At 71.7% G+C, this 24,772-nt stretch carries 22 protein-coding genes; 16 read left to right on the top strand and 6 right to left on the bottom strand.

The annotated features are described in order from the left end of the window. The first annotated feature begins 53 nt into the window (after positions 1-53). The 4 genes from HNR40_RS43380 to HNR40_RS43365 are packed head-to-tail and all read left to right on the top strand — an operon-like array spanning position 54 to position 5,759. Complete coding sequence (locus HNR40_RS43380; RefSeq protein WP_184972242.1) at positions 54-1,685, top strand: dynamin family protein; 1,632 nt, start codon at positions 54-56, stop codon at positions 1,683-1,685. Between the two features lie 50 nt (positions 1,686-1,735). Further along, positions 1,736-2,227 (top strand): hypothetical protein, encoded by a 492-nt coding sequence (locus tag HNR40_RS43375; protein WP_184972239.1) that lies wholly within the window; start codon positions 1,736-1,738, stop codon positions 2,225-2,227. After that, positions 2,224-4,056, top strand: coding sequence for a dynamin family protein (locus HNR40_RS43370; RefSeq protein ID WP_184972237.1), 1,833 nt, complete (start codon positions 2,224-2,226; stop codon positions 4,054-4,056). The genes HNR40_RS43375 and HNR40_RS43370 overlap by 4 nt, the downstream gene beginning before the upstream one ends. A gap of 17 nt (positions 4,057-4,073) precedes the next feature. After that, a complete protein-coding gene (locus HNR40_RS43365; RefSeq protein WP_184972235.1) occupies positions 4,074-5,759 on the top strand; it encodes an Hsp70 family protein in 1,686 nt (561 codons plus the stop codon). On the opposite strand, the gene HNR40_RS43360 is transcribed toward HNR40_RS43365, so the two are convergent. Next, a complete protein-coding gene (locus HNR40_RS43360) occupies positions 5,710-6,639 on the bottom strand; it encodes a GNAT family N-acetyltransferase (RefSeq protein WP_184972233.1) in 930 nt (309 codons plus the stop codon). The two genes, HNR40_RS43365 and HNR40_RS43360, sit on opposite strands and share 50 nt — an antisense overlap. Before the next feature lie 35 nt (positions 6,640-6,674). Here HNR40_RS43360 and HNR40_RS43355 point away from each other — a divergent pair, with 35 nt between their 5' ends. The 4 genes from HNR40_RS43355 to HNR40_RS43340 all read left to right on the top strand — a co-directional run bounded on the left by HNR40_RS43355 (position 6,675) and on the right by HNR40_RS43340 (position 11,315). Then, a complete protein-coding gene (locus HNR40_RS43355) occupies positions 6,675-8,129 on the top strand; it encodes a class I adenylate-forming enzyme family protein (protein ID WP_184972232.1) in 1,455 nt (484 codons plus the stop codon). Next, the gene (locus HNR40_RS43350) at positions 8,113-9,336 is read left to right on the top strand and encodes a DUF4437 domain-containing protein (protein WP_184972230.1); all 1,224 of its coding nucleotides are present in this window, start codon (positions 8,113-8,115) and stop codon (positions 9,334-9,336) included. The genes HNR40_RS43355 and HNR40_RS43350 overlap by 17 nt, the downstream gene beginning before the upstream one ends. Positions 9,337-9,410: 74 nt before the next feature. Continuing rightward, positions 9,411-10,025 (top strand): bifunctional 4-hydroxy-2-oxoglutarate aldolase/2-dehydro-3-deoxy-phosphogluconate aldolase, encoded by a 615-nt coding sequence (locus tag HNR40_RS43345; RefSeq protein ID WP_221341542.1) that lies wholly within the window; start codon positions 9,411-9,413, stop codon positions 10,023-10,025. 558 nt (positions 10,026-10,583) lie between these two features. Continuing rightward, complete coding sequence (locus HNR40_RS43340; protein WP_184972228.1) at positions 10,584-11,315, top strand: SDR family oxidoreductase; 732 nt, start codon at positions 10,584-10,586, stop codon at positions 11,313-11,315. 49 nt (positions 11,316-11,364) lie between these two features. Here the strand turns inward: HNR40_RS43340 and HNR40_RS43335 are convergent, their stop codons facing one another. The 3 genes from HNR40_RS43335 to HNR40_RS43325 form a co-directional block, all read right to left on the bottom strand. Beyond that, entirely contained in the window at positions 11,365-12,879 is a 1,515-nt protein-coding gene (locus HNR40_RS43335; protein WP_184972226.1) for a M28 family peptidase, read from the bottom strand. An 81-nt stretch (positions 12,880-12,960) separates the two neighbouring features. Beyond that, a complete protein-coding gene (locus tag HNR40_RS43330; protein WP_246510358.1) occupies positions 12,961-13,428 on the bottom strand; it encodes a glycine cleavage T C-terminal barrel domain-containing protein in 468 nt (155 codons plus the stop codon). Between the two features lie 66 nt (positions 13,429-13,494). After that, positions 13,495-14,241: a GntR family transcriptional regulator gene (locus HNR40_RS43325; RefSeq protein ID WP_184972222.1), complete on the bottom strand. Its 747-nt coding sequence runs from the start codon at positions 14,239-14,241 to the stop codon at positions 13,495-13,497. A gap of 254 nt (positions 14,242-14,495) precedes the next feature. Here HNR40_RS43325 and HNR40_RS43320 point away from each other — a divergent pair, with 254 nt between their 5' ends. Genes HNR40_RS43320 through HNR40_RS43310 form a run of 3 tightly spaced genes read left to right on the top strand, consistent with a single transcriptional unit; the run spans position 14,496 to position 15,705 of the window. After that, the gene (locus HNR40_RS43320; protein WP_184972220.1) at positions 14,496-15,083 is read left to right on the top strand and encodes a hypothetical protein; all 588 of its coding nucleotides are present in this window, start codon (positions 14,496-14,498) and stop codon (positions 15,081-15,083) included. A gap of 22 nt (positions 15,084-15,105) precedes the next feature. Further along, positions 15,106-15,453, top strand: coding sequence for a YybH family protein (locus tag HNR40_RS43315; protein ID WP_184972218.1), 348 nt, complete (start codon positions 15,106-15,108; stop codon positions 15,451-15,453). A gap of 39 nt (positions 15,454-15,492) precedes the next feature. Beyond that, entirely contained in the window at positions 15,493-15,705 is a 213-nt protein-coding gene (locus HNR40_RS43310) for a hypothetical protein (protein WP_184972216.1), read from the top strand. A gap of 288 nt (positions 15,706-15,993) precedes the next feature. Here the strand turns inward: HNR40_RS43310 and HNR40_RS43305 are convergent, their stop codons facing one another. Next, complete coding sequence (locus HNR40_RS43305) at positions 15,994-16,584, bottom strand: TetR/AcrR family transcriptional regulator (protein WP_221341540.1); 591 nt, start codon at positions 16,582-16,584, stop codon at positions 15,994-15,996. Positions 16,585-16,649: 65 nt separating this feature from the next. Between HNR40_RS43305 and HNR40_RS43300 the strand changes: the two genes are divergently transcribed. The 5 genes from HNR40_RS43300 to HNR40_RS43280 are packed head-to-tail and all read left to right on the top strand — an operon-like array spanning position 16,650 to position 23,526. Next, a complete protein-coding gene (locus HNR40_RS43300) occupies positions 16,650-17,906 on the top strand; it encodes an FAD-dependent oxidoreductase (protein ID WP_221341539.1) in 1,257 nt (418 codons plus the stop codon). Between the two features lie 43 nt (positions 17,907-17,949). Further along, positions 17,950-18,510, top strand: coding sequence for an RNA polymerase sigma factor (locus HNR40_RS43295; protein WP_184972212.1), 561 nt, complete (start codon positions 17,950-17,952; stop codon positions 18,508-18,510). Next, positions 18,503-19,495 (top strand): CU044_5270 family protein, encoded by a 993-nt coding sequence (locus HNR40_RS43290; RefSeq protein ID WP_184972210.1) that lies wholly within the window; start codon positions 18,503-18,505, stop codon positions 19,493-19,495. The genes HNR40_RS43295 and HNR40_RS43290 overlap by 8 nt, the downstream gene beginning before the upstream one ends. Positions 19,496-19,539: 44 nt before the next feature. Next, positions 19,540-20,685 carry an amidohydrolase family protein gene (locus HNR40_RS43285; RefSeq protein ID WP_184972208.1) on the top strand — a complete coding sequence of 382 codons (1,146 nt, stop codon included), beginning with the start codon at positions 19,540-19,542 and terminating at the stop codon, positions 20,683-20,685. A gap of 9 nt (positions 20,686-20,694) precedes the next feature. Beyond that, a complete protein-coding gene (locus HNR40_RS43280) occupies positions 20,695-23,526 on the top strand; it encodes an ATP-binding protein (protein ID WP_184972206.1) in 2,832 nt (943 codons plus the stop codon). Here the strand turns inward: HNR40_RS43280 and HNR40_RS43275 are convergent. After that, positions 23,451-24,737 (bottom strand): FAD-dependent monooxygenase, encoded by a 1,287-nt coding sequence (locus HNR40_RS43275; protein ID WP_184972205.1) that lies wholly within the window; start codon positions 24,735-24,737, stop codon positions 23,451-23,453. The genes HNR40_RS43280 and HNR40_RS43275 overlap by 76 nt on opposite strands. Positions 24,738-24,772 lie beyond the last annotated feature (35 nt).

Raw genomic sequence — 24,772 nt, 5'->3', positions numbered from 1 at the left:
CCTTTCACGGGAGAGGTGGACGGAGTCACTCTCGGTCGCTAAACATGCGCCTGATGATGCCCCCCGAACATCTGCTCGTGCCCGCGGTCGCGCGCGCGGGCACGATCCTGCGCGAATGCGCGCTCCAAGCGGACGAAACCCCCGAACTCTCCACGCTGGCCGACGCCCTGCGCACCGCCGCGGCCCGGCTCGCCGAGCCCATGCGGCTGGCCGTAGCGGGCCAGATCAAACGCGGCAAGTCCACGCTGGTCAACGCGCTGCTCGGCGAACAGGTGGCGGTGACCGGCCGCGAGGAGCTGACGTTCAACGTGAACGAGCTGGTCCACGCAGCGAGCCCGACGCTGACCGTGCACTTCCGCGACGGCCCGGCGCGACAGGTCGCGCCGTCGATGTTCGCGCGCTGGACCGTCCGCGACGAGGCGCACCTGGCCGACCTCGTCCGCGTCCGCAAGGTCGAGTACGGCCTGCCCAACCCCTTCCTCAACGACTTCCACCTCGTCGACACCCCCGGCCTGGGCAGCGTCTACGGCCGGGACTCCGCCAACACCCTGGCCACGATGGGCGTCCAGGACCCCGGCGTGCTGGAGCTCCTGGGCCGCGACCCGCAGACCCTCCACCAGGAGAGCGTCGACGAGCTCGACCGGGCCGACGCCGTCCTCTACCTGTTCAGCCGCGACGTCAGCAACCAGGACGTGGCCGCGGTCTCCGCCTTCCTCGGTGACCGGGCCGGCATGCTGACGCCGTTCAAGGCGTTCGGCGTGCTCAGCAGGTGCGACCAGAGCTGGCCGCCGGTGTTCGGGGACCCGCTGGCCTTCCATCCGCTGCGCGACGGCGCGAGCCAGGTCATCGACGTCTACCGGGGCGCCACCGACCTGAGCCGCCTGTTCTACCTGGTGGTTCCGGTCGCGGCGAAGGTCGCCGCGGGCGCGCAGGCGATGGGGGAACACCATCTCGGGTGGCTGCGTGAGCTGGCCGCCGTCCCGGCCGCCGAGCTGGCCGGCGAGCTGGGCGACCTGCGCGAGTTCCAGGACGCCGCCGGTCCGCTGCGGCCGGCGTACCGGAAAGAGCTTGTGGAGCTTCTTGGCGCCTGGGGCGTGCATCTGGCGTGCGGCGCGCTGCGCGACGGCCTCGACCCCGGAGACCTCGCCGGCCACCTGGTCGAGGAGAGCGGGGTGGGCGGGCTGCGCCGGCTGATCGGCGGGCACTTCGGCAACCGTGCCGGGCTCATCAAACTGGACCAGGCCATGATCTCGGTGAGGGCGGCGCTGGCGAGCTGCCGCGAGGGCCTGCCGCCGGGCAGCGCCGCCAAGACGGCCGCCGACGAGGTGGCGAAGCGGATCGAGCGGTTCCAGCGCTCCGAGCACGGCTTCGCGGAGCTGACCGCGCTCGCCGCCCACTACCAGGGCGCCACCAGCCTGCGACCGGCGGAGGCGGAGCAACTCCTGCAGGTCACCGGCGAGAAGGGCACCTCATGCGCGGCCCGTCTCGGCTTCGAGGACGACGAGCCGGTCAGCCGGATGATGCGACGAGCGAAGGAGCGAGCGCACCAATGGAACACCCGGATGAACGATCCCCTCACCGGCAGGGTGGACAAGCAGACGGCCCACACGATGGTGCGCAGCTACGAGCGGATCATGGATCGCCTCCAGGTCGCCCAGCGCCTGCTCGACCCAGAGACCTGCTGAGCAGGCTGGTAGACCCCCTGGTCAAACCCCGCAAGCTCGCCGAGCAGCTCATGGTACGGCTGGCCGCCCTCGCCGGCCGCCGCCCGGACCCACCCGACCTCGGCACCGCCACCCTGCTGGAGCAGGCGCTGGCCGATGTGGAGACCCTCGAACGGACCCAACGCGAGCCGCGCGGAGAACTCGACCGCCACGCGAAAGGCGCCGACGATCCCCCGAGCATGGTGAGCGCGCTGGTGGACCTCGCCGAACGCCTGGACGAGCTGCGCGGCCACGACCTGGCCACCGGCCCGGAATCGCCCGCCGACCTGGTCGGCTGGGTCGCCGACCAGCTCACGCTGATGCTGCGCGAGGGCGAGGTGGAGCCGCTGGACGACAGCGGCGACCTGGTCCCCGAGCGGCACCAGGTCGTGGGCGTGCGCCCCACGGCCGAGCCCGGCCTGCCGGGCACGATCGCCGAGACCGTCCGCCCCGGCTACCAGTGGCGCGGGCTGGTCCTGCGACCCCAGCAGGTGCTGGCCTACGTCGAGGAGCCGGCGCGATGAGCCACGAGGAACTGGCAGGTGTCCGCGCCGAGGTCCTCGCCCTGCACGAGCGCCTGGTCGCGGGCATGGAACTCACCGAGGCGCTGAGGGCCAAGCTCGAAGAGAGCGTCCAGCGGGTCCAGAGCGGGACGTACCAGGTCGTCGTCATGGGCGAGTTCAGCCGTGGCAAGTCCAGCCTGATCAACGCCCTGCTCGGCCGCGGGCGCCTCCTGCCGGTGAACTCCGCCGTGACCACCTGCGTCGTCACCGTCCTGCGCTGGGGGTCGCGGGAGGCCGCGTACGTCCAGGACAGCTCGGGCGAGCGGCGCGAGATCCCGCTCGGCGAGCTCGACCGGCACGTCGCCGACGAGAAGAACGTCGACCACCTCGTCACCGTCGAAACGCCGGCCGAACTGCTGCGCGACGGGCTGGTCCTGATCGACACCCCGGGCATCGGCGGCGTGAACAACGCCCACACCGACGCCACCTACGCCTCCCTGTCGCGGGCGGACGCGATCCTCTACGTCGGCAGCAGCGAGGAGACGCTGAGCGTCAACGAACTGGCGCACGTCGAGAAGGCGTTCGCCGCCTGCCCGGTCGTGGTCACCGCGATCACCAAGGCGGAGTCGGTCTTCGACCCGGACCTCGAGGTCGGCGCCGCCCGCCGGAAGATCGCCGCGATGACGGGGCGGCCTCCAGAGGACCTCGTCGTGCTGCCCGTCTCCGCCCACCGCAGGCTGCGGGCGCTACAGCAGGGCCGCGCCGAGTCGCCCGGCGAGACCGGCCTGCCGGAGCTGGAACGGCAGTTGCGCGACCGCCTGGCCGCGACCTGCGGCGCCGGCTACCTGGAGCGCGCACTCGACCTCCTGGACGAGGTGCGGGCGGCGGCCGAGGCCCCCGTCACCAACGAACTGGCCGCGCTGGAGGCCGGCGAGGAACTGGAGCGGATCGCCACCGAGCTGCGGCGGAACCGCAGGCGGGCCGAAGAGCTGCTGGCCAGCCGGGCCGTCTGGCGCGAGGCGCTGGTGGCCTCGTTCGACGCCGCCGCCGCGCCGGTCGCCGAACGGCTGGCCGCGCGCAACCTGGCGATCCGCGACCGCTTCCTCGGCCACATCCACTCACGCGCGGTCGTCGACGACGCCGGGGGCCTCATCAACGCCACCACGCGGGCACTGGCCGACGCCCTGGACACCGCCCGCGCCGACCTCCAGGCCGCTGTCGACCGCGCCGGCGAGGAGACCACCGCGGCCACCCTGCTGCCGATCGGCGTGCTCAACGCGGAGGTGCCCGGCTACCAGCCGAGGCTGGACGTCCCCGACATCATGCTGCGCAAGCACGCCAGGGAGGGGCGGCTGTCGTCGGTCAACTCCGGCGTCACCGTGGCCGGCGCCGTCGGGACCGCGATCTTCACCGGCGCCGGCGCGCTGCTTCCCGGCATCGGCATCGCGATCGGCGCGGTCGCGGCGGTCGCGCTCGGCGCCCTCGGCGTCATGGCCGGGTTGCAGGAACACCGGCACCGCGTGCTCACACAGGTCAAACTGGAGCGGTCGGCGCAGTTCAGCCAGGCCGTGCTGCCCATGGTCGAGCGGAACGCCGCGAAGGCGGAGAAAGACCTCGCCGAGGCGGTCGAGGACTGCAAGGCGCTCCTGCTGGAGCACTTCGACGACGTGCTGCGCCAGACGCGCGACGCGCTCGACCGGTCGATCGAACGGCTGGCCGTACTGCGGGAGGCGAGCGCGCGGGACCGGAAGCGGCGGATGGCGGAGCTCACGATCACGGTGGGGCAGTACGAGCGGGTGCGAGAGGAGCTGACCGCGGCGCGCGAGCGCGTGCGGCGGCTCGGCCACTGACGGAGGGATCAGCAGCGGTGGGAGTGGTTTACGGCATCGACTTCGGCACGTCCAACTCCTCGATCATGGTGGGGCTGGCGGACGGGCGGGTCGTCGTGGTGCCCGATCCGGAGACGCGGGGCGCGGCCGAGATCCCGACGGCGGTGCTCGCGACCCGGGGCAAGCTGTACGTGGGCACGGCCGCGAAACGGCTCGGGCCCGCCTACATCCAGAACTACCGGACCGAGTTCAAGCGTGACTTCGGCGACGACGCGCCCGTCCACCTCGACGGCCGCCGCTACCAGGTGCACGAGCTGGTCGCCGAGGTCCTGCGGCACCTGCGCGCGCAGGCGCGGCGGGCGGTGCCGGGCGAGCCCGACGCGGTCGTCATCACCGTGCCGGTCAGCTGGGACGCCGGCAACCACGACCTGATGAAGCAGGCCGCCGAGCTGGCGGGGTTCGACCCGGCGACGGTCACGCTGGTGTCCGAGCCCGTCGCGGGGGTACGCGGCGCCGTCACCGGGCAGCGCTTCTTCGACGAGCAGACGATCCTGCTCTACGACCTGGGCGGCGGCACCTTCGACTGCGCCCTGACCAAGGGCACCACGGACGCGGGCTTCCGCGACGTGGGCCGGCCGGGCGGCATCCCCACGCTGGGCGGGATCGACTTCGACCGGGAGATCCTCACCGCGATCAGGGCTCGCCACCCCGAGCAGGTGGACGCGCTCTTCGCCGACCCCGAGCCGGACGTGCCCGTGCTGCGCAGGCGGCTCGGCCTCAGGGACACCTGCGAGAAGATCAAGCACGCGCTGTCGCAGCGGGAGGAGCATCGGGCGCTGCTGTCCGAGCTCGACCCGCCGGTCCTGTTCACCATGACGCGCGACGAACTGGCCGAACTCCTCGACAAGCCGCTGGCCGAGACCATGGACGAGTGCGACCGGCTGCTCGGCGACCAGGAGCTGGCCTGGGACGAGGTGACCAAGGTGATCCCGGTGGGCGGGAGCAGCCGGTTGCCGATGGTGCACGCGCAGATCTCGCGCCGCTCGGGGGTGACGGTGCTGAAGGTCGAGGAGCCGGAACTGGCCGTGGTACGCGGCGCGGCGCACCTCGCGATGGAGATCCGGGACGCGCAGGCGGTAATGGAGGAGGCCCCAGCGCCCGCGCCGCCCGTACCGCCCGTACCGCGGGTGCGGGTGCCGAAGACGCGGGCGGTGGCCGCGGGGCAGCTGGTCGTGCTCGGCTTCGCCTGGATATTGAGCGCGGTCATCTACCTGGCCGGCGCCCGCCTCAGCGGTGGCTGGCAGATCGTGCTGTTGATCGTCCTGTTCCTCCTGGCGCTGGTGGCGGCGCTCGGGCTGGCGGTGGACGCGCTCGACCGGAGGGACCCCGAGCCGGGCCTGCTCATGGCGAGCATCACGGCGATCGGGCCCGTCGTGGCCGCGATCGTCGCGGAGACCCGGCCCGCGGCGGACGCGAACGTGGTCATGGTCGGCGGGACGTTCCTCGCCGCAGCGTCCTGCTGGTGGGGTGCGCGGTTCGTCCGTGGCGGCGAGCGGTTCAGCATGATCGCGGGCGGCGCCTTCATCGCGATGGGCGGGGGCGGCTACTGGCTGACCGAGGGATCGGATGCCGTGGGATGGGTGACCGTCAGCTCGATGGTGGGCCTGTTCATAGCTATCGCCGGGTCCGGCGGCGATAGCCATACGTCTCGTGGGTCTTCTTGAAGCCGAGCGCCGCGTAGAGCTTTCTGGCCGGGACGTTCTCCGCGTCGTGGTTGACGGTGACGGTGGTCAGGCCGAGTGCGCGCATCCGGTGCATGGCGTGCAGCATGGTCGCCCTGGCCAGGCCCAGGCGGTGGAAGTCGGTGTGGGTGCCGACCGGTTCGAAGTGGCCGATGGCGTTGCGCCGGTCCACCCAGTACACGAGGAACGAGGCGATCCGGCCGTCCGGCGACTCGGCGACGATCTCGCGGCCGACGTCGTAGCCGGGCTTGAGCATGACCTCGTCGCGGTACTGCGCGCCGGTCCATTCTGAGTCGAAGGCGCTGTTGCGGGCGCGGGCCAGTTCGTCGGCGTCGGCCAGCCGGGCGGCGCGCAGCGTGAAGCCCGCGGGCGGGCTCGGCTCGGGCAGGTCGGCGAGTGCGGCCTCGTTGACGTCGTCCCAGGTACGGAACCGGGTGAAGCCCAGGCGCTCCAGGACCTCGATCCTGGCGGTGTCGCAGTCGAAGACGTCGGTCAGCACCTCGTCCTCGCCCCGGCCGGTGGTCTCGCAGGCGGCCTCGATCATGTCGGCCTCGGCCCGGGTGCCGCGCAGGTCCGGGGCGGTGAAGACGTCGAAGGCGTTCTCGAAGCGGGTGTTGACCGTCAGACCGGCCAGGCGGCCGTCGTCCTCCCAGACGTGCACGACCTCTCCGGTCGGTCGGCGGCCCCTGATGTTCTCGTAGATGCGGTGGGGCAGCTCACCGATGTGGTCGTAGGCGCAGCGGCCCGCGCCGGCGATCCACTCCGCGACGGTCTCCTGGATCCAGGGCAGGTCGGCGTCCGTGTAGGGGCGCATGGTCAGCATCTGCCCATTGTCGTTGACGTTGCCGAGGGCGGGGATCATGCTATGTATTGGAAAGGCGTTTCACTATGCGAAACATGCAGCTCTCGATCGCCGGTGGCGTGCGTGAGTTCGCCGCGGCGACGCCTGCCGCCCCGGCGGTGTCCGACGGCGGGCGGGAGCTGACCTTTCGCGCTCTGGACGATCGGTCGAGCAGGCTGGCCAACGCCCTGCTCAAGGCCGGGTTACGCACCGGCGAACGGGTCGCCGTGCTGATGGGCAACCGGCTGGAGTACCCGGAGGTGGCCTGCGGGATCGCCAAGGCCGGGCTGGTCATGGTGCCGATGAATCCCCGGCAGACGGCCGCCGAGAGCGCGTACATCCTCGATCATTCGCAGGCTCGGGCCATCGTGCTCGACGACGCCTTCGCCGGGGCCGTGGACCGGTTGCCGCGTACCGTCCTGTCGCTCGGGCCGTCGTACGAGGCGGTGCTGGCCACCTCGCCGGGCACCGATCCTCGGGTGGAGGTGGACGAGCGGGAGCCGTTCTGCGTCGCCTACACCTCGGGCACCACCGGGCGGCCCAAAGGCGTGCTCATCAGCCACCGCTCGCGTGCCCTCACCTTCTACGCCGCCGCCCTGGAGTGGGGGCTCGGGCCCGGACGCAGGACGATCGCGGTCGCGCCCATGTACCACGGCGCGGGCTTCGCCTTCGGGTACGCGCCGGTCCACACCGGCGGCACCGTCGCGATGCTCAGGGCCTGGGACCCCGGGCGCCTGCTCGCCATGATCGCCGAGACGCGGGCGCAGTCGGTGTTCCTGGTCCCGGCGCACGCCCACATGCTGCGCGCGCACGGGCTCGGCGGGCACGACCTGTCCTCGCTGGACACGCTGTTCTTCAACGCCGCCGCCCTGCCGCGCCCGCTCAAGGAGTGGGTGCTGGACGCCTTTCCCGGGGTCGGGGTGCACGAGCTCTACGGCTCGACCGAGGCGGGCATCATCAGCGACTGCCGCCCGGCCGACGCCCGGCGCAAGATCGGGTCCGTGGGGACGCCCTGGTTCATGACCGAGGTCAGGATCGTCGAGGGTGAGCTGTTCTCGCGCTCGCCGTACCTCATGAACGGTTATCTCGGCGACCCCGCCGCGACCGCGGCGTGCACCACCGAAGACGGCTTCCTGACCAGCGGCGACGTCGTCGAGCGCGACGACGAGGGCTTCCTCTACATCGTGGACCGCAAGAAGGACATGATCATCTCGGGCGGCGTCAACGTCGCGCCGCGCGAGGTCGAGGAGGCGCTGGCCGCCTTTCCCGGCGTGGCCGAGGCCGCCGTCGTCGGGCTGCCGGACGAGCGGTGGGGCGAGCGGGTGACGGCGTTCGTGGTCACGGCGCCGGGCGCGGCGGTCGAGTCTGCGCGGCTGGTCGAGCACTGCCGCGGGCTGCTGTCGGGCGCCAAGCTGCCGCGGCAGATCGAGTTCGTGCCCGCGCTGCCACGGAACGCGGCGGGCAAGATCCTCAAGCGCGAGCTGAAGGAGTGGCATGCGTCCCCACGTTGAAGTGATCCTGGAAGACGACTACATCTGGCACGCGGCCGAACTCGTCGGCGGCGAGGGGCGGGCCAGCGAGCGCCGCCTGTCCGTGGACGAGGAGGACGGCTCGTCGTCGCTGCGCGTCGACTTCCACACCGGCTGGGGGCGCGGGCCGGGCGTGCATCACGCCGACAGCGAGTTCTACGTGCTCGAAGGCTCCATGACGTACGGCGGGCGGCGCCTCGGCCAGGGCGGCTACGTCTACGCGCCGAAGGGCGTGCCGGTCGAGGCGATCACGTTCGAGGAGGGGACGCGGATCCTCCACTATCGCGAGTACGGCGACGCCGGATTCGACACCGGTGCCGCGCGCTGGGCGGAGGCCCGGGAGGACGTCATCGTGATCGACTCGGCGGCGATGGAGTGGGACGCGGTGCCGAACCCCGGCCCCATGCCCGGACTCTTTATCAAATACCTCCATGTGGACCCTTTGACGGGCTTCTACACCCGGCTGGTGCACGCGCAGGAAGGCTGGGCCGACCACCGGCTGGCCCACCATCCCTGCTACGAGGAGGCGTACACGCTGCAGGGGCACATGGAGTACAACTTCGGGACGCTCGACCTCGGCACGTACTTCTTCCGGCCCGCCCGGGTGAAGCACGGGCACTTCACCTCGATGGAGGGCGGGGCCACGTGGTTGCTGCGGTCGGACGGGGAGTTGTTCAACTGGTACACGCAGAACGAGTGGGTTCGGTGGGGCGGCGAGGCCCTGAACTACGGGCCTGCCGGGCGGTGGTCGCAGTCCAGCCACGATCTGGGGGTGGGGCTGCGCACGCCCGAAGAGCTGGCGATGTTGCGGGCGTCGCTGGACTACTCGCGGCAGACGGGCGGCACGGACGCCGACTACGTCCCACACGGCCAGGGAACCGACCACAGCCTGCTCGCCATCGCCAAGGCCCGCGACACCGCCCGCCTGCAGGGCGGCCACGAGGGGCCTCACGACGGGCACTCGCACCACGCCGAAGATCATGATGGCGCCCCGCACCACGCGGAGGCGTTGGACTGGGGTGCTGATCCGGCCTCGCTGGAGCATCCGGACGAGCGGACGGACGCGGGCGCGCACAACTGGGGCACCGGGCGGGCATGGAAGCCGGGCGACCCGATCCCGGCGCCGATCGTCTCCAGCCTGCCCGTCCGCTCCCGCTCCCGAGGCCGCTGGGACGGCGACGGAATGTAAGGGAGCCCACCGAATGCCCCACGCCCGGACCGGGGATGATTAACCGGATTTCCTTGGGGCGCATGGGTGGAGAGATGAGCATGTATCGCTGGCAGGTCATGAACAGGATCGCCGAACGCCGCGTCGTCGGCATCGTCCGCGCCATCAACGCCGAAGCGGCGGTACAGGCGGCACTCACCACCGTGGACACCGGTCTGGACGTCGTCGAGGTGTCCCTGACCACGCCGGGCGCCCTCGACGCCATCGCCGAGATCGCCCGGTCCCGTCCGGAGGCGGTGATCGGCGCCGGCACCGTCCTGGACGAACCGACCGCCCGGCTCGCCGCGCTGGCCGGGGCCCGTTTCCTGGTCTCTCCGTCGTTGCACTGGCAGGTTTTGTCCACCGGTCACCGGTACGGCCTGGCCGTACTGCCTGGCGTGGCCACGGCGACCGAGATCGTGACCGCGTTGGAGTCGGGGGCGGACGCCGTGAAGCTCTTTCCCGCCCGCGCCTCCTCCCCCGACGTCCTGCGCGACCTCCTCCAGGCCCTCCCGCAGGCTCCGGTGGTCCCGACCGGCGGCATCACGGTGGAGAACGCCCCGGCCTGGATCGCCGCCGGCGCCGTGGCCTGCGGCATAGGCAGCGCCATCACCTCCGGCGACACCACCACGGTCAAAACCCTCCTGACCACCCTGAACCCCACCCCATGACCCCCCTGGCCCACGCGCCCTCGTCACGCCGGACCGCGGCCGCCTCCTCACCCGCTCGCGCCTTTGCGCCCCGGACCGTGTGCCCGCAGCCCGAGAGCCGCAGGGCTTGGAGGCCGAGGTCGCGAGACCGAGAGGTCCGTGGCCCGGGGTCTATGGCCCGTGGCCCGAGGCCCGGGGTCCGAGGCCCGAGGCCCGCAGCCCGGGGTCTGTGGTCCGCGGCCCGCAGCCCGGGGTCTGTGGTCCGCGGCCCGGGGCCGCCCGTGGCCCATGGTCCGGGGTCCGGGGTCCGGGGTCCGGGTCCGGGGTCCGGGGTCCGGGTCCGGAGTCCGGGGTCCGGGGTCCTCGGCCCATGGTCCGGGGTCCTCGGCCCGGGGTCTGTGGCCCGGGGTCTGTGCCTCTGGGTCTGTGGCCCTGGGCGCAGGACAGGGAGCCAGGGGATGGAGGCAGTGCCGGGGTCGAGAGCTTGGGGGCCGGCGGGCGTGTGGGGTGGTCAGGCAGGTGGCGGTGGTCTTGTGGGTGCTGGGCCGATGGCGTGGCTAGTGAAAGGTGGGTTGGGTGATGGGTGGGCGGCTTGAGGGGGAGGTGGTGCTGGTTACCGGGGGTGCTCGGGGGATCGGGGCTGCCGTGGTGGAGGTGGCTGCGAGGGAAGGGGCTCGGGTCGGGGTGGTGGATGTGCTGGCGGCCGAGCGTGGCTTTGCCGTACAGGCGGACATCACGTCGGGTGAGCAGGTGAGGTCGGCGGTCGCCGAGATCGCGCACGAGCTGGGGACGATCTCCGTGCTGGTCAACAATGCGGGGCGCAACGCCTACTACGACCCGGTCGAGATGACGGAGGCCGAGTGGGACGAGGTGTTCGCGATCGATCTGAAGGCCGCGTGGATGATGTCGCAGGCCGTGCTGCCGGGGATGAAGGCGGCCGGGCGTGGGGCGATCGTCAACGTCGCGTCCATCCACGCCCGGCTGACCACGCGCGGGATGTTTCCCTACGCGGCGGCCAAGTCCGGGCTGGTCGGGCTGACGCGGAGTCTCGCCTTGGAGGTCGGGCCGCATGGTGTGCGGGTCAACGCGGTCAGCCCCGGCTGGACCGCCACCCGGCTGGTCGAGGATTACCTGGACAGACATCCCGATCCGGGTGAGCGGGCCAGGGTGGAAGGACTGCATCCGATGGGGCGGATGGGGTCGCCGCACCAGGTCGCCGAGGTGATCTGCTTCCTCGCCTCGGACGCCGCCGGTTTCGTCACGGGGGCGGAGTGGGCGGTGGACGGCGGGATGAGCGCTCGTTTTCCCTGACGCGATGAGAGGCCCGGACTGCGGTGAGTCCGGACCTCTCACATGTGGCTCAGCCGGCGGTGGTGGCCGCCACCGGCGCGGCGGCAGCGGCGCTGTGCTGCGGGATGCCGTTCAGGTTGAACGCGTACCGGGCGGTGGAGTCGGCGATGGCGTCGGCGTCCACGTCCAGCGCGGTCATGTTGATGTTGGCGATGGTGTCGCAGGCCAGGTGGTAGCAGACGTCATAGGCGACGCCCGCCTGCCCGCCGAACAGCGCGGCCTCGGCCGGGGTCTTGATGCCTTCGGCCCCGGTGAAGATGCCGCCGGACGGGATGCCTACAGCGATGAACGGTCCGTAGTCGGAGCGCCCGTCGAAGTCGGTGCCGACCGTGGACAGGTTGCGGGACTGGAAGAACTTGTTGAGCTGCTTCTCGATGTGGGCGCTGCCGGGAGGGCCGGCGGGCGAGCCCGTGGCGTCGGAGTCGTCGCCGTCGTAGAGCTTGAAGGCGTAGTTGGGCGAGCCCACCATGTCGAAGTTCAGGTACACCCTGATCCGCTTGCGCTCGGCCGCGCTCAGTCGTTCGACGTACTGGTCGGAGCCGAGCAGCCCGATCTCCTCGCTGGTCCAGAAGGCGAAGCGGACCTTGTTCTTGACCGGGAAGTGCGCGAGCTGCAGCGCGGTCTCCAGGATGGCGGCGCTGCCGGAGCCGTTGTCGTTGATGCCGGGCCCGGCCTCGACGCTGTCGAGGTGCGCGCCGACCATGACGACGTTGCGCGGGTCGCCGCCGCGGGTCTCGGCGATGACGTTGTCGCTCTTGCCGAGCGTGAGCGTGGCGTCGACCTTCAGGCGTACGGTGGCGCCGGGGGTGGCGGCCAGTTCGTTGCCGACGGCGAAGTCGGCGAAGACCATGGGCACGCCGCCGCGCCACTCGCCGATGTCCAGCGGGAAGGCGTCGGTGCGTCCCGGCTGGCCCTCGTTGAAGACGATGATGCCGGCGGCGCCGGCCCGGCCGGCGTTGCGGATCTTCTGGGCGAAGGCGCAGGTGCCGCGCTGGATGAGGGCGATCCGGCCGGCGACGAAGCCGGTAAAGTCAGCCGCTTCGCAGCCGCTGGTGGAGGTGGGGGTCGGCGTGGGCGGGAGCGTGAGGTCGACGCCCTGGACCTGCGCGGTCACGTCGCCGGGGGGCGACGGCTGGAAGGTGAAGAAGTCCTCGTTAGGCACGTAGGTCTTCTGGCTGGGCGCGGTCAGGTTGAGGGTGGGCGCGCTGTTCTCCACCCAGCCTTCGACGAAGTCGGTCGGCTGGAGGGTGACCTTGTAGCCGGCCTTGCGCAGTTTGTTGGCCACGTAGTCGCGCGATGCCGGGTATCCGGGTGTGCCGGTGGCGCGGGTGCCGCCGTTGGCGGTGGCGATGGCCTGTAGTGCGTCCAGGTGCTTCTTGACGTTCGTGCCCTTGACCTTTTTCACCATCACTTTGGCGATGATGTCGTCCAAACCACCCCCGGCTTGGGCCGGGGTGGCAAGGGCCACCGGCAGGGTGATCACCGCGATGATCGCGGTGATCCCTCTGCGCAGGGAGGTACGCATACGGGACTCCTAGGTTTTGTCTGAGAATTTCCCCGATGGTGCGCGTCGCCCTCGGAACGTAACAGGTGATGATCGACCCGCCTAGGCACGGATTGTTACACCTTGCGGGTCGTAAGGGGGTGCGGTGTGATGCCGGACAGGGTGCCGGTTTCCCATAATTTCCACCACGAACTCGGAAGATGCGGCCACCTCTGCCGGAACGTAGGCACAGAAGATGTTCTCCCCCACCGTGTGTCCAAAACCGGCACTTTTCACAGGAGTCAACCTGCCGTCAGGAAGAACGAGCAATTCGCCACCGTGCATGACCACGTCGGCACTGGCGGTGAACCACGACAGCCGCCGCGCGGGCCCCCGATCACGGATCGTGCGCAGGGCGGGTCCGGCCAACAGTTCCGGCTTGTCGGGCCTGGTGTGGAGGGCGAGGCCCGCCTCGTAGGGGTCGTCGTCGGCGGTGATGTCGGCCGCCCAGGCCAGGTAGTGCTTCTCCAGCCGCAGCGACTGGACCGCCCGGTAGCCCACGTCGACCGCGCCGAACCCGGCCTGCTGCAGCCGATCACGCCGCCGCCGATGATCACGATCTCGTGGTGGGTCACGGCGACCGAGGCTAATGGTTTCCTACCTTTCGGACAATCCCCACACCACCATGCGTGTTCTATCGCCGCGATAGACATCTCTGCCGAACTCCACCGGCCGGTCGGCGTCGTCGTAGGCGATCCGCTCGATGTACATCAGCGGGGCGCCCTCCTCGACGCCCAGCGCCGCCGTCTCCTCCGGGCCGGCCAGGATCGGCTCCAGGTACTCCACCGCCCTTACCGGGGTGTGCCCGTAGACCGCTCTGAGCAGCTCGTATATCGAGCCGTCGAGTGGGTGGTCGAGCAGGCCGGGGAACAGGGCGAGCGCGTAGTAGGTGTGCTCCAGGGCTACCGGGCGGTCGTCGGCCAGCCGTACGCGGACGATCTCGTGAACCGGCTCGCCCGGCTCGACACCGAGCGCGGCGGCGATGGCCGGGCTGGCCGAGCGGCCCCGGGCCGACAACACCCGGGCCGCGGGCTTCATGTCCTGCTCGCGCAGCTCGTCGGCCAGACCGGAGTAGCGCGACAGGTTCCGCCGAACCTTGGGCTCGGCGACGAACGTGCCGCCGCCCCTTCCCACGGTACGCACCACGTGGCCGTGCCGCTGCAGTTCCCGCAGGGCCTGGCGCAGGGTGTCGCGGCTGACGCCGATCTCCCTGGCCAGATCGCGCTCCGCCGGCAGCCGGTCACCGGGATTCAACCGGCCCTGGGCGACGGCGGTCACCACGGCGTCGACGATCTGCATGTAGAGGGCGCCGCCGTCCTCGTCGAGGTCTATCCGCCCGAGCATCCGACCAGGATAACCAAAGGACCGTACCTTTCGAGCGCCCCGGGATCCCCACGCACGGGTCCTGGGTCCGGATCCCCGAACAACGGTCTTGGGTCCGGATCCCGTGCAAGGCTCCTGGGTTCGGATCCACGCGCAGGAAGAGGGTCGGATCTCCCTCGTGCGAGGGAGAGGTGTGCGGATCCCCCGCGCGAGGGAGGAGGGAGATCGCTCGCACCGGCGATCACTTTCGGGGCCAGAAATTTCAGGATAGAGGCATGAACCTGCGCACCGCGTACATCGCCACCCCGCTCCTCGTCCTCGCCTACGGTGTCATCCGCATCCTCGACGGCCTCGACGGTTCCCGGGGCCCCGGGATCGCCTGGACGACCGGTCACCTGGCCTTCATCGCCGCCCTAGCCCTCTTTGTCCCGATTTTTCTGGACATGAGGCGCAGGCTGGGCGGCGGCGTCCTGCCCACCGTGACGGTCGTCGCCGGGATCGCCGGGATCGCCTGCGCCATGGCCCAGTTCGTCATCGACGTCGTCGTCGGCTTCCTGGCCGATGACAACGCCGGGATGAGCGTGCTGTTCGACCGGGTCCAGGAGGTGCCCGGCGTCGAGCTGCTGGTCTACCAGGGCGGGCCGTTCCTCTTCTACATCGCCCAGTTCGTGCTGGTCACCCACCTGGCCGTCGTCAAGCAGGTCAAGTACTGGACGCCCGTGCTGGTCATGCTCGACTTCATGCTGCCCCTGATGAACAAGGACCTCATGCCGCTCGGCGCCCTGTGCCTGCTGGTGTCGTTCGTCCAGCTGGCCCGCACCGCCGCCACGCCGGTCCAGGGCCGCCACATCCTCGCCGCCTGACGCGGTCTACCCTTGGTAGGACATGAACCTCGAACAGTGGATCGCCGACTATGTCCGGGCGTGGAACACCAACGACCCGGCCGGCATAGCCGCGCTCTTCACCGAGGACGCGTCCTACTACACCGAACCCCACGCACAGCCATGGCACGGCCGCGACGCGATCGTGGCCGGCTGGCTCGCCAACCAGGACGAGCCCGGCCAGACCTCCTTCACCTGGCAACCGCTGACGGTGACCGGAGACCTGGCGATCGTGCAGGGCACGACGGTGTATCCGGACCGGACGTTCAGCAATCTCTGGGTGATCAGATTTGGCCAGGACGGCCAATGCCGGGAATTCACCGAATGGTGGATGGAACACCACCCCAGATGATGCAATGAGCCTCTGCCGCCACCATGCCGAGGAGCCCCGTTGACTGACAACCTCGACCTCGCCGCCAGTGCCCAGGAACTCGCCGACAACGCGCCCGCCGGTTCGGTGAGCCGCGCGGCGGCCTCGTCCGTGGCCATCACGCTGGCCACGACCCGCGACACGATCCACGCCAGGAACACCCTCGACGGCCTCGCCCCCGCAGAGGTACGGCAGGCCGCCCTAGACCTCTTCGAACGCCTCGTCACCAGATAGCCCCGCCGGTCACCCCGGGAACAGGGGGCTCCCGGGGACCCCGAAACACCCACCACAGACAGAAAGCCGCCCCAGGCGAAAGCCCGCCACAGACGGGCCGGACAAGCCGCCGAAGGCGGAGACGCCGCCACAAACCAGGTCGGACAGGCCACCACAAGCGGAGAGGCCACCACAGACCAGGGCCGAAGGAGCGCCACGCGCGAAAGGCCCACCACAGGCGGAAGGGCCGCAGACGGGCCGGACAGACCGCCGCACGCGGACGAAGCGCCGAAGCGCCGAGGCGGGGGGTCAGGGTCGGAGGCGGTCGACGATCAGGGCGACCTGTTCGGCGTAACGCTCCCCGAACTCCGCGGAGGCTGGGTCGAGCCCCGTGGCCGCCTGGACGAGCTGCGGAAAAGACACCCCCGCCGCCGCCATCGCGAAGCAGGCCACCAGCAACATCCCCGGATCCACCTCCCCGGGAAACTCCCCTTGGCCGCCCCGCCGCCCCAGCTCGGCCACGTTGCGCCGCACGTCCTCGACGAAGGCGGGATCGGCCGGCACCCCCTCGGTGAGCCCCTCCCAGACCATGAGCTTCCCCAGGTCCCGGTGGGCCGAGTTGGCCCTGACATACCCGGCGACAAGCTCCGCCAAGGAAGCGGCCCGGTCGGCGAACGCGCTCTCCTCACCCTGCCACCGCCCGGTGAGCTCCTTGTAGAGCCCTTCCTTCCCCCCGAAGTAGTAAGAGATCAGCTGCTTGTTGACTCCGGCGCGCGCGGCGATCTCACTCACCCTGGCCCCGGCGAACCCCTTGGCCCCGAACTCCGCCACGGCAGCGTCGAGGATGCGCGCCCTGGTGCGCTCGGGGTCGCGCTGCTTCTCCTCCGGTGCACGTCTCATGCACGGCACACTATCATCCATCCGGATGGTTGACAGAATCATCCATGCGGTTGATAGTGAGCGGCATGACGACGAAGAAGCACGTGGCGATCATCGGCGGCGGCATCGGCGGGCTCTGCCTGGCCCAGGGGCTGCACAAGGCCGGAGTCCAGGTCACCGTCTACGAACGGGACCGCACACCCGCCGCCCGCCTCCAGGGCTACCGGGTGCACATCGACCCGCACGGCGCCCACGCCCTGCACGACTGCCTGCCGCCCGAGCTGTGGCGGGCCTTCCTCGACACCACCGGCACCAGCGGCCAGGACTTCGGCTTCCTGACCGAACAACTCGACGTGCTGGCGCTGATCGAGACGCCCGAGGCCGCCGACCCCGCCGACGACCACCACTCGGTCAGCCGCATCACGCTCCGGCAGGTCCTGCTGGCCGACCTGGAGGACGTGGTGCGGTTCGGCAAGACCTACGAGCGTTACGAACGGCTGCCCGACGGCCGGGTCCGCCTCCACTTCGCCGACGGCGACACCGCCGTGGCCGACATCGTGGTCGCGGCCGACGGCGGCAACTCACGGGTGCGCAAGCAGTACCTCCCGCACGCGGAACGCGTCGACACCGGCATCACCACCGTGGCCGGGAAGTTCCTGCTGACCGACGAGACCCGCGGCCTGCTCGCCCGCCGGCTCACCGACGGCCCGAACAACGTCATCCCGCCCCAGGGCATCGGCCTGTTCTGCGCGCCGCACGACCTCGACGGCGCCGCCCCGGCCGAGGGCATCGGCGCCACCGAGCAGGACGGCGCGCTCATGGACAACACCGCGAGCTACATCCTGTGGGCCGTCGGCGCCGCCGAAGGCCGCTTCCCCGCCGACGTCGCCGACCTGCCGGGCCCGGAGCTCCAGGCAGCGGTCAGCGACATGATCTCCGGCTGGCACCCCGACCTGCGCACCATGATCGAACGTTCCCACCCCGACACCGTCTCCCTGCTCCCGATCCGCACCTCGATCCCGATCGAGGCCTGGCCGGCGAGCAACATCACCCTGCTCGGCGACGCCATCCACAGCATGACCCCGATGCGCGGCATCGGCGCCAACACCGCGCTGCGTGACGCCCGCCTGCTCTGCCTCGCGCTGACCGGCGACGGTGACGAGCTCGCCGCCATCGCCACATACGAGAAGCAGATGCGCGGGTACGGCTTCGCCGCCGTGCGCGACTCGCTCAAGGCGGCCAAGCAGTTCGTCGGCGGCAACCGGCTGGCCAGAACGGGATTCAAGACCTTCCTGCGCACGGTCCAGCGCTTCCCCGCACTGAAGTCCCGCGTATTCTCCTGAAGCCACAAGGGAAAGCGATCCCGCACATCGGGTGATACTCAGCATGGCAGCCACTCACGTCGAAAAACCGCCCGAGGCGTCGCTGGACGACTTCGACGCGGTCTTCGACACCTACTTCCCCGAGATACACCGCTACGTGGCCCAGCGGCTCGGCCCCGACCATGCCGACGACGTGGTCGCCGAGACGTTCCTGACCGCCTTCCGCAAGCGGGCCCGCTTCGACCCGGGCCGGGCGGCCCTGCGCTCCTGGCTGTACGGCATCGCCACCAACCTGGTGGGCAAGCACCGCCGTACCGAGATCAGAGCCCTTCGCGCCCTCAACCGCCACGGCGCCGCACCCGACTCCCCAGGCCATGAGGAGCGCGTGACCTCCTCGGTCAGCGCCCAGAGTCTGCGGCCCGCGCTCGCCGCGGCCATCGCCGCGCTCGGCAGGGGCGAGCGCGACGTGCTGCTGCTGGTCGCGCTGGCCGGGCTCACCCACCAGGAGGTCGCCGACGCGCTCGGCGTCTCCTACGGCACGGTCGGCTCGCGGCTGAGCCGTGCCCGCACCAAGCTCCGCGCCGTGCTGGGCGGCGCCAACCCGATGGAGGGCGACCATGGATGACCTGACGCGGGTGCGCGAGCTGTATGGCGAACCGCACTCCGACCCGTTCGCCAAGGCCAGGGTGGCCGCGCGCCTGCGGGCGGGGGCCCGGCGCAGGGTTCCCTGGAAGCTCGGGCTGGCGGCGCTCGCGGTGGCCACCGGCGCGGTGGTGGTGGCGCCGGGCATGCTGCCCGCCGAGCCGGGCAAGGCGCCGACGGTAATGGGACAGCCAGTGCTGCTGGCCGCGGCCGCGCAGGCGGAGAAGGCGCCCGACGGCCGGTTCTGGCACGTCAAGCGGAAGTACACGATGCGCTGGGCCAAGGAGTACGGCAAGCCTGGCAGCCGCTACCGCCTGGAGTCCTCGAACATCTCCGAGACCTGGACCGACAAGGAGGGCCAGAGCTGGCACGGCTCCGTCAGGCTGCCCGTCCGGCCGTTGGACGAGGCGGCCTGGAAGGAGAACGGCTCCCCCACCTCATGGGGCTTCCCGCCGCCGGACAAGCCCACGCTGGTCAAGGGCAAGGGCCCGCGGACGTTCTACGTGGCGGACGGCAAGGTGAGCCTCGCCGAACTGGAGAAGCTGCCCACCGACCCGGGGCAGCTCACCGCGTGGATGAACGAGCGCTTCCTGGCCAACGTCAACCGCCCGGCCGACGGCGATCGGCCGGCGGACGTGACCCGCGTCGAGGACGGCACCGCCGCCGCCTTGCTGGTGTCGCTCCTGTACGAGCTGCCGGTCTCGCCGGACGTCCGCGCCACCGCCTACCGGGCGCTGGCCGGCATGCCGCACGTGAAGATCGTGGAAGGCGTCGAGAACTCGGGGACCGCGATCGAGTTCCGCCTGCAGGACTCCCAGCCCACCCAGGTCCGGGTGATCATCGACCCGGACACCTCGATGGTGAAGTCGTACCAGGTCACCGGCATGCCGGGCAAGGGCGACCGGATCGAGAACGTGCTCGCCTCCGGCTGGACCGACGAGAAGCCGGCGCCGCCGACGGTTGAGTAAGGGGTACTCAGGTCAGGCGGCGTGCGCGGTGCCATGGTGACGGCATGTTCACCATGCGTGCGCGCCGCCTGTTCGATGGCCAGGACCTGTACGAAGACCGGGTGGTCACCATCCACGACGGCCGGATCGCCGCGATCACCGGCCCCGGGCCCGCCGACCTCGACCTCGGCCCGGCCACGCTGCTGCCGGGGTTGATCGACTGCCACGTCCACCTGGCCTTCGACGCCAGCACGGACCCCGTCGCGCACCTCGACCGGCCCGACCTGGCCGCCCGCATGCGCCAGGCCGCCCGTCAGCACCTGGCCGCCGGCGTCACGACCGTGCGCGACCTCGGCGACCGCGACTACCTGGCGCTCGGCCTCGGCCTGACCAGCACGGAAGGCCCGGAGATCCTGGCCTCAGGCCCGCCCATCACCACCTCCGGCGGCCACTGCTGGTGGCTCGGCGGCCAGGCCGACGGCGAGGCCGCGATCCGCGCCGCCGTACGCGAGCGGGCCGCGCGCGGCGCCCATGTGATCAAGGTGATGGTCACCGGCGGCCAGCTGACCGAGGGCTCGGCACCCCACCTCATGCAGTACGGCCCCGCCGAGCTGAAGGCCGCCGTGGACGAGGCCCACGCCTTCGGCCTGCCCGTCGCCGCCCACGCCCACAGCCCGCAGGGCATCGCCGAGGCGCTGCAGGCCGGCTTCGACACGATCGAGCACTGCGGCTTCTGGACCGAGAACGGCGTCGAGCCCGATCCGCGCCTCATCGCCGCGCTGGCCGACTCGCCGGTCGTGGTCTCGCTGACCGCCGGCATCGTGCCGGTGCCCGGCGTGGCCCCGCCGCCCGAGATCCTGGCCCGCCTGCCGAAGATGATCGAGGTGCTCAGGACCATGTACGCGGCCGGGGTGACGTTCGTGATCGGCAGCGACGCGGGCATCGCCCCGATCAAGCCGCACGGCCTGGTGCCGCACGGCGTGCAGATGCTGGTCGACGCCGGGTACGCGCCGCTGGACGTGCTGCGCGCCGTCACCTCGGTGGCGGCCGGCGTCTGCCGGGTCGGCGCCAGGAAGGGCCGGATCGCGCCCGGGTTCGACGCCGACCTGCTGGTCGTGGCGGGCGACCCGCTGGCCGACGTCACCACGCTCTGCCGCCCGCTGGCCGTCTACCGCATGGGGCAGAAGGTCATGGATTCGCCTGATCGCTAAAGTGGGCGGGTGCGGATCGCGATGCTCGGGCCGCTGCTGGTGTCCGGGGCCGAGGTCGGCGGCGCGCGGGTGCGGTCGCTGATCGTCAGGCTGGCGCTCGACCCGGGCCGCGTGGTGAGCGCCGACCGGCTCGCCGCCGACCTGTGGCCGGACGACCCGCCCGCGCACCCGCAGGCCGCGCTGCAGTCGCTGGTCTCCCGCGCCCGCCGCGAGGCGCCCGGCCTGATCGCCTCCCACCCGTCCGGCTACCTGCTCGACCTGCCCGCCGACCAGGTGGACGTGTGGGTCTTCGAGCGCCTCGTCCGCACCGGCCAGGCCCGCGCCGCGCTCGGCCTCTGGCGCGGCCGCCCCCTCGCCGCCGCCGAGGGCCTGCCGTTCGCCACCCCACCCACCGCCCGCCTGGACGAACTCCGCCTGCAAGCCCTGGCCACCCGCATCGCCGACGACCTGACAGAAGACACCGCGGACGTGCTGGCCGAGCTGGAAGGGCTGGTCGCCGCGCATCCGCTGCGCGAGCCGTTCCACGCCCTGCTGGTACGCGCCCTGGCCGGCCGGGGCCGCCGGGCCGAGGCGCTGGCCGCCTACGAGCGCGTCAAAACCCTGCTGGACGAGACGCTCGGCGCCGACCCCGGGCCCGAGCTCAAGGAAGCGCACCTGGCGGCCCTGCGGGACACCGAGCCCGGCGAGGAACAACACCTGCCGACCCCACTGACCGGCTTCGTCGGCCGCGCGGAGGACCTCGAACGGCTGCGCGCGCTGCTGGCGGGCGGGCACCGGCTGGTGACGCTGACCGGCCCCGGCGGCGTCGGCAAGACCCGGCTGGCGCTGGAGACGGCATCGGGGTTCCGGCGCGTACGGCTGGTCGAACTCGCGACCCCCGGCTCAGATGTGCGGGCCGCTCTGGGGCGGGCGTTGAAGACCGCCGACCCGGTCACCGCCTTGCGCGGCACCGGATCGGTGCTCGTGCTGGACAACTGCGAGCACGTGGTCGAGGAGGCCGCGCGGGTCGCGGAATGGCTGCTCACCGAGGTGCCCGACCTGCGGATCATCGCCACCAGCCGCGAGCCCTTGGACATCTCCGGAGAGAGCACCCATCCCGTCGCGCCCCTGGACGACCAAGCCGCGGTCGCGCTGTTCGGCGAGCGGGCCGCCGCGGCCAGGCCGGGCGCCATCGGTCCCGGCGACCGGACCGACGTCGCGCGCATCTGCGCCGAGCTGGACGGCATCCCGCTGGCGATCGAGCTGGCCGCCGCCCGGCTGCGGACGATGCCGGTCTCGGTGCTGGTCGGGCAGCTGGGCGATCGGCTGAGCTTCCGCGGCGGGCGTACCGCGCAGCCTCGGCACCGCACGCTCCGCGCGGTGATCGACTGGAGCTGGGAACTGCTCGACGAGCCCGAGCGGGAGCTGCTGCGCGGGCTGTCGGTGTTCGCCGGAGGAGCCACGCTGGAGGCGGCGCTGCGGGTGTGCGGGGCTGACGTCGCGACGCTGTCGTCACTGGTGGACAAGTCGCTGGTGGGGCTGTCCGGTGAGCGTTACACGATGCTGGAGACGATCAGGCGCTACGCCGGGGAGAGCGGCGAGCCGCCCCTGGACGCGCATGCTTGCTACTACACCGAGCTGGCCGAGCGCTGCGAGCCGTACCTCAGGACGGGTGAGCAGGTGAGCACGCTGGCGGTGCTCGACGCCGAGCAGGCCAACCTGGACGCCGCGCTGGAGCACACCCGGGAGCCGCTGCGGCTGTTCCTGGCCCGGGTGTGGCCGTGGGTGATGCGCGGGCGGCGGCGCGAGGCCCGCGAACGCGCCGCCGAGGTGCTGCGCCGCAGCAGCCCCGCCGACGGCGAGCTGGCGTACGGGCTGGCCGAGGTGATCGCCGGGCGGCCGCCCTCCGCCGTGGTGCGGGCCGCCGACCATCCCGCGGCGCTGGCCGCGTGGGCGCTGACCGACCGGCTCGGCCCGCCGGGCGGCGTGGTCGAGCTGGCCGAGTCGGCCGTGGCGCGCCTGTCCGGCCATCCCGATCCGTGGACGCGGGCGGCGGCGCGGCTCATGGCCGGAATCGTGCGCTTCGAGTACGGCCGGTCGGGCCAGGCGGAGGAGCTCCTGGTGCCCGCGCTGGACGGTTTCCGCGCCGTGGGTGACCGCTGGGGGCTGGCGTTCGCGCTCTACTGGCTCTCGCTGGCCGCGGAGAACCGCGGCGACTACGCGGCCGCGCTGGAGTTCGCCGAGCGCTCCGAGCGGCCCGCCGCCGAGATCGGCGGGCTGGAGGCGCTGCCCGGCCCCCTCATGTTCCTGGTACGGCTCGCCCAGCTCCGGGCCCGTTCCGGCGACCTCGACGGTGCCGCCGCCGTGGCCGACCGGGCGTGGGAGGCGGCGCACAAGGCTGACGACCCGCTCGGCATCGTCCGTGTCCTGCACGCCAAGGGCGAGCTGGCCAGGCTTTCCGGCGACGACGCGCGGGCCCGCGCCCTGCTGCGCGAGGCGCTCGCGCTGGCCGCGACCACGCCGGTGCCGCCGCAGCTGGAGGCGCTGGTCAACGTCGAGCTGGCCCGGGTCGCCGAGCCGGGACCGCCGCTACGCCGGGCGCTGGAGCTCATGGAGGGCGGCGACGACCGGCCGGTGCGGGCGACCGTCCTGGAGGCCGCCGCTCGCGCGCTGTCGGCCACCGCCGAGCCCGGGGTCGTCGCCCGGATCGCCGGTGCCGCCGGTGCGCTGCGTGACATCCCGGCCGTCACGCGGCGGCTGCTCGCCGAGCTCGGCCTGTCCGGCCGTCACGAGGAGGCGGCGGCGGGCGCGGCGATGCCGAACCCCGAGAGGTACGCGCTGAGCCCGCTCTCCTCCCCGTGATAGCCGACGTATCCATCGGGGCGGACCAGGATCACGCCTTCCTGTCCCTCCTGGGGCGGGTGGACGCGGACGGCTTCGCCGTACCCCTGACTGGTGTTGGCGAGCAGCAGGAAGTGCGGCCCGCGCTGCTCCTCGAACAGCGCGCCGAACCGTTCGCCGCCGCGCGGCCCGCGCGAGAGCGGCGAGTCGAGGTAGGCCAGGTTGAGCTGCTGGGTCTCCTCGTCGCGCTTGAGGTCGCCGGTGCGCAGCAGCCTGGTGCTGAGCCCGAGCACGTGCTCGGCGACGGCCATCCGCTCGAACGCGTAGGTGTCGAGCAGGGCGTCGTCGCCGACGGCGAGCTTCCAGCCGAGGTTGTAGGCGTCCTGGACGCCGGTGTTGAGCCCCTGGCCGCCCGCCGGGGAGTGCACGTGTGCCGCGTCGCCCGCCAGGAACACCCGGCCCACGCGGAAGCGCTCGGCCATCCTGATGTTGACGCGGTACTCCGACTGCCAGAGCACCTCCTCGACGATCTCGGGAAACTCCGTCGCGCCCGGCGCGGTGAACTGGAAGACGTCGGTGCCGGGAATCGGGCACAGGCTGTAGTTCAGCACCTTCTTCGTTATGTCCCCCCAGACATGCCAGTGCTCGCCATCCATGCCTTTCGCGCGGACGTCGGCCACCAGCATCCGCTCGCTGTCGAACGTCTCCCCCGCGAAGCCGACGCCGAGGTGCCCTCGCACGAAGCTCTTGCCCCCGTCCGCGCCCACCAGGTAGCCGAACCGCTCCCGCTCGCCCCCGCCCAGCGTGGCCGTCACGCCCTCCTCGTCCTGCTCGAACCCGACCAGCTCGGTGCCCAGCTCGACCTCGTGCCCGAACTGGGCCAGCCGCTCGCGCAGGATCCGCTCCGTCCGCCACTGCGGCTGCATGATCAGGTTCGGGTACGGCACCGCCGCCGAAGCCTGCCTGATCTCGCTCATCCGCCCCTCCCAGACCACCTCCCCATCGGCCCAGCTGCGGATCGGCGGATAGGTGGAACCGCTGGCCAGGACCTCCTCGACCACCCCGAGATCGTCGAAGACCTCCAGGGTCCGCGGCTGCAGCCCCTTCCCCCGCACCCCGGCCGGATGGGCGGCCGACTTCTCGACGATGCGGAAGTCCAGCCCGCGGCGGGCCAGCTCGACGGCCAGGGTCAGTCCCGTCGGCCCGGCGCCCACGATCAGTACGTTTCTCATGCCGGACACCCTCCCGCGGCCCTCTGTCATGGCTC

Origin of the sequence: Nonomuraea endophytica (assembly GCF_014203235.1) — a bacterium.
GTDB classification, from domain to species: domain Bacteria; phylum Actinomycetota; class Actinomycetes; order Streptosporangiales; family Streptosporangiaceae; genus Nonomuraea; species Nonomuraea endophytica.
This window is presented reverse-complemented; position numbering and strand designations above follow the sequence as displayed.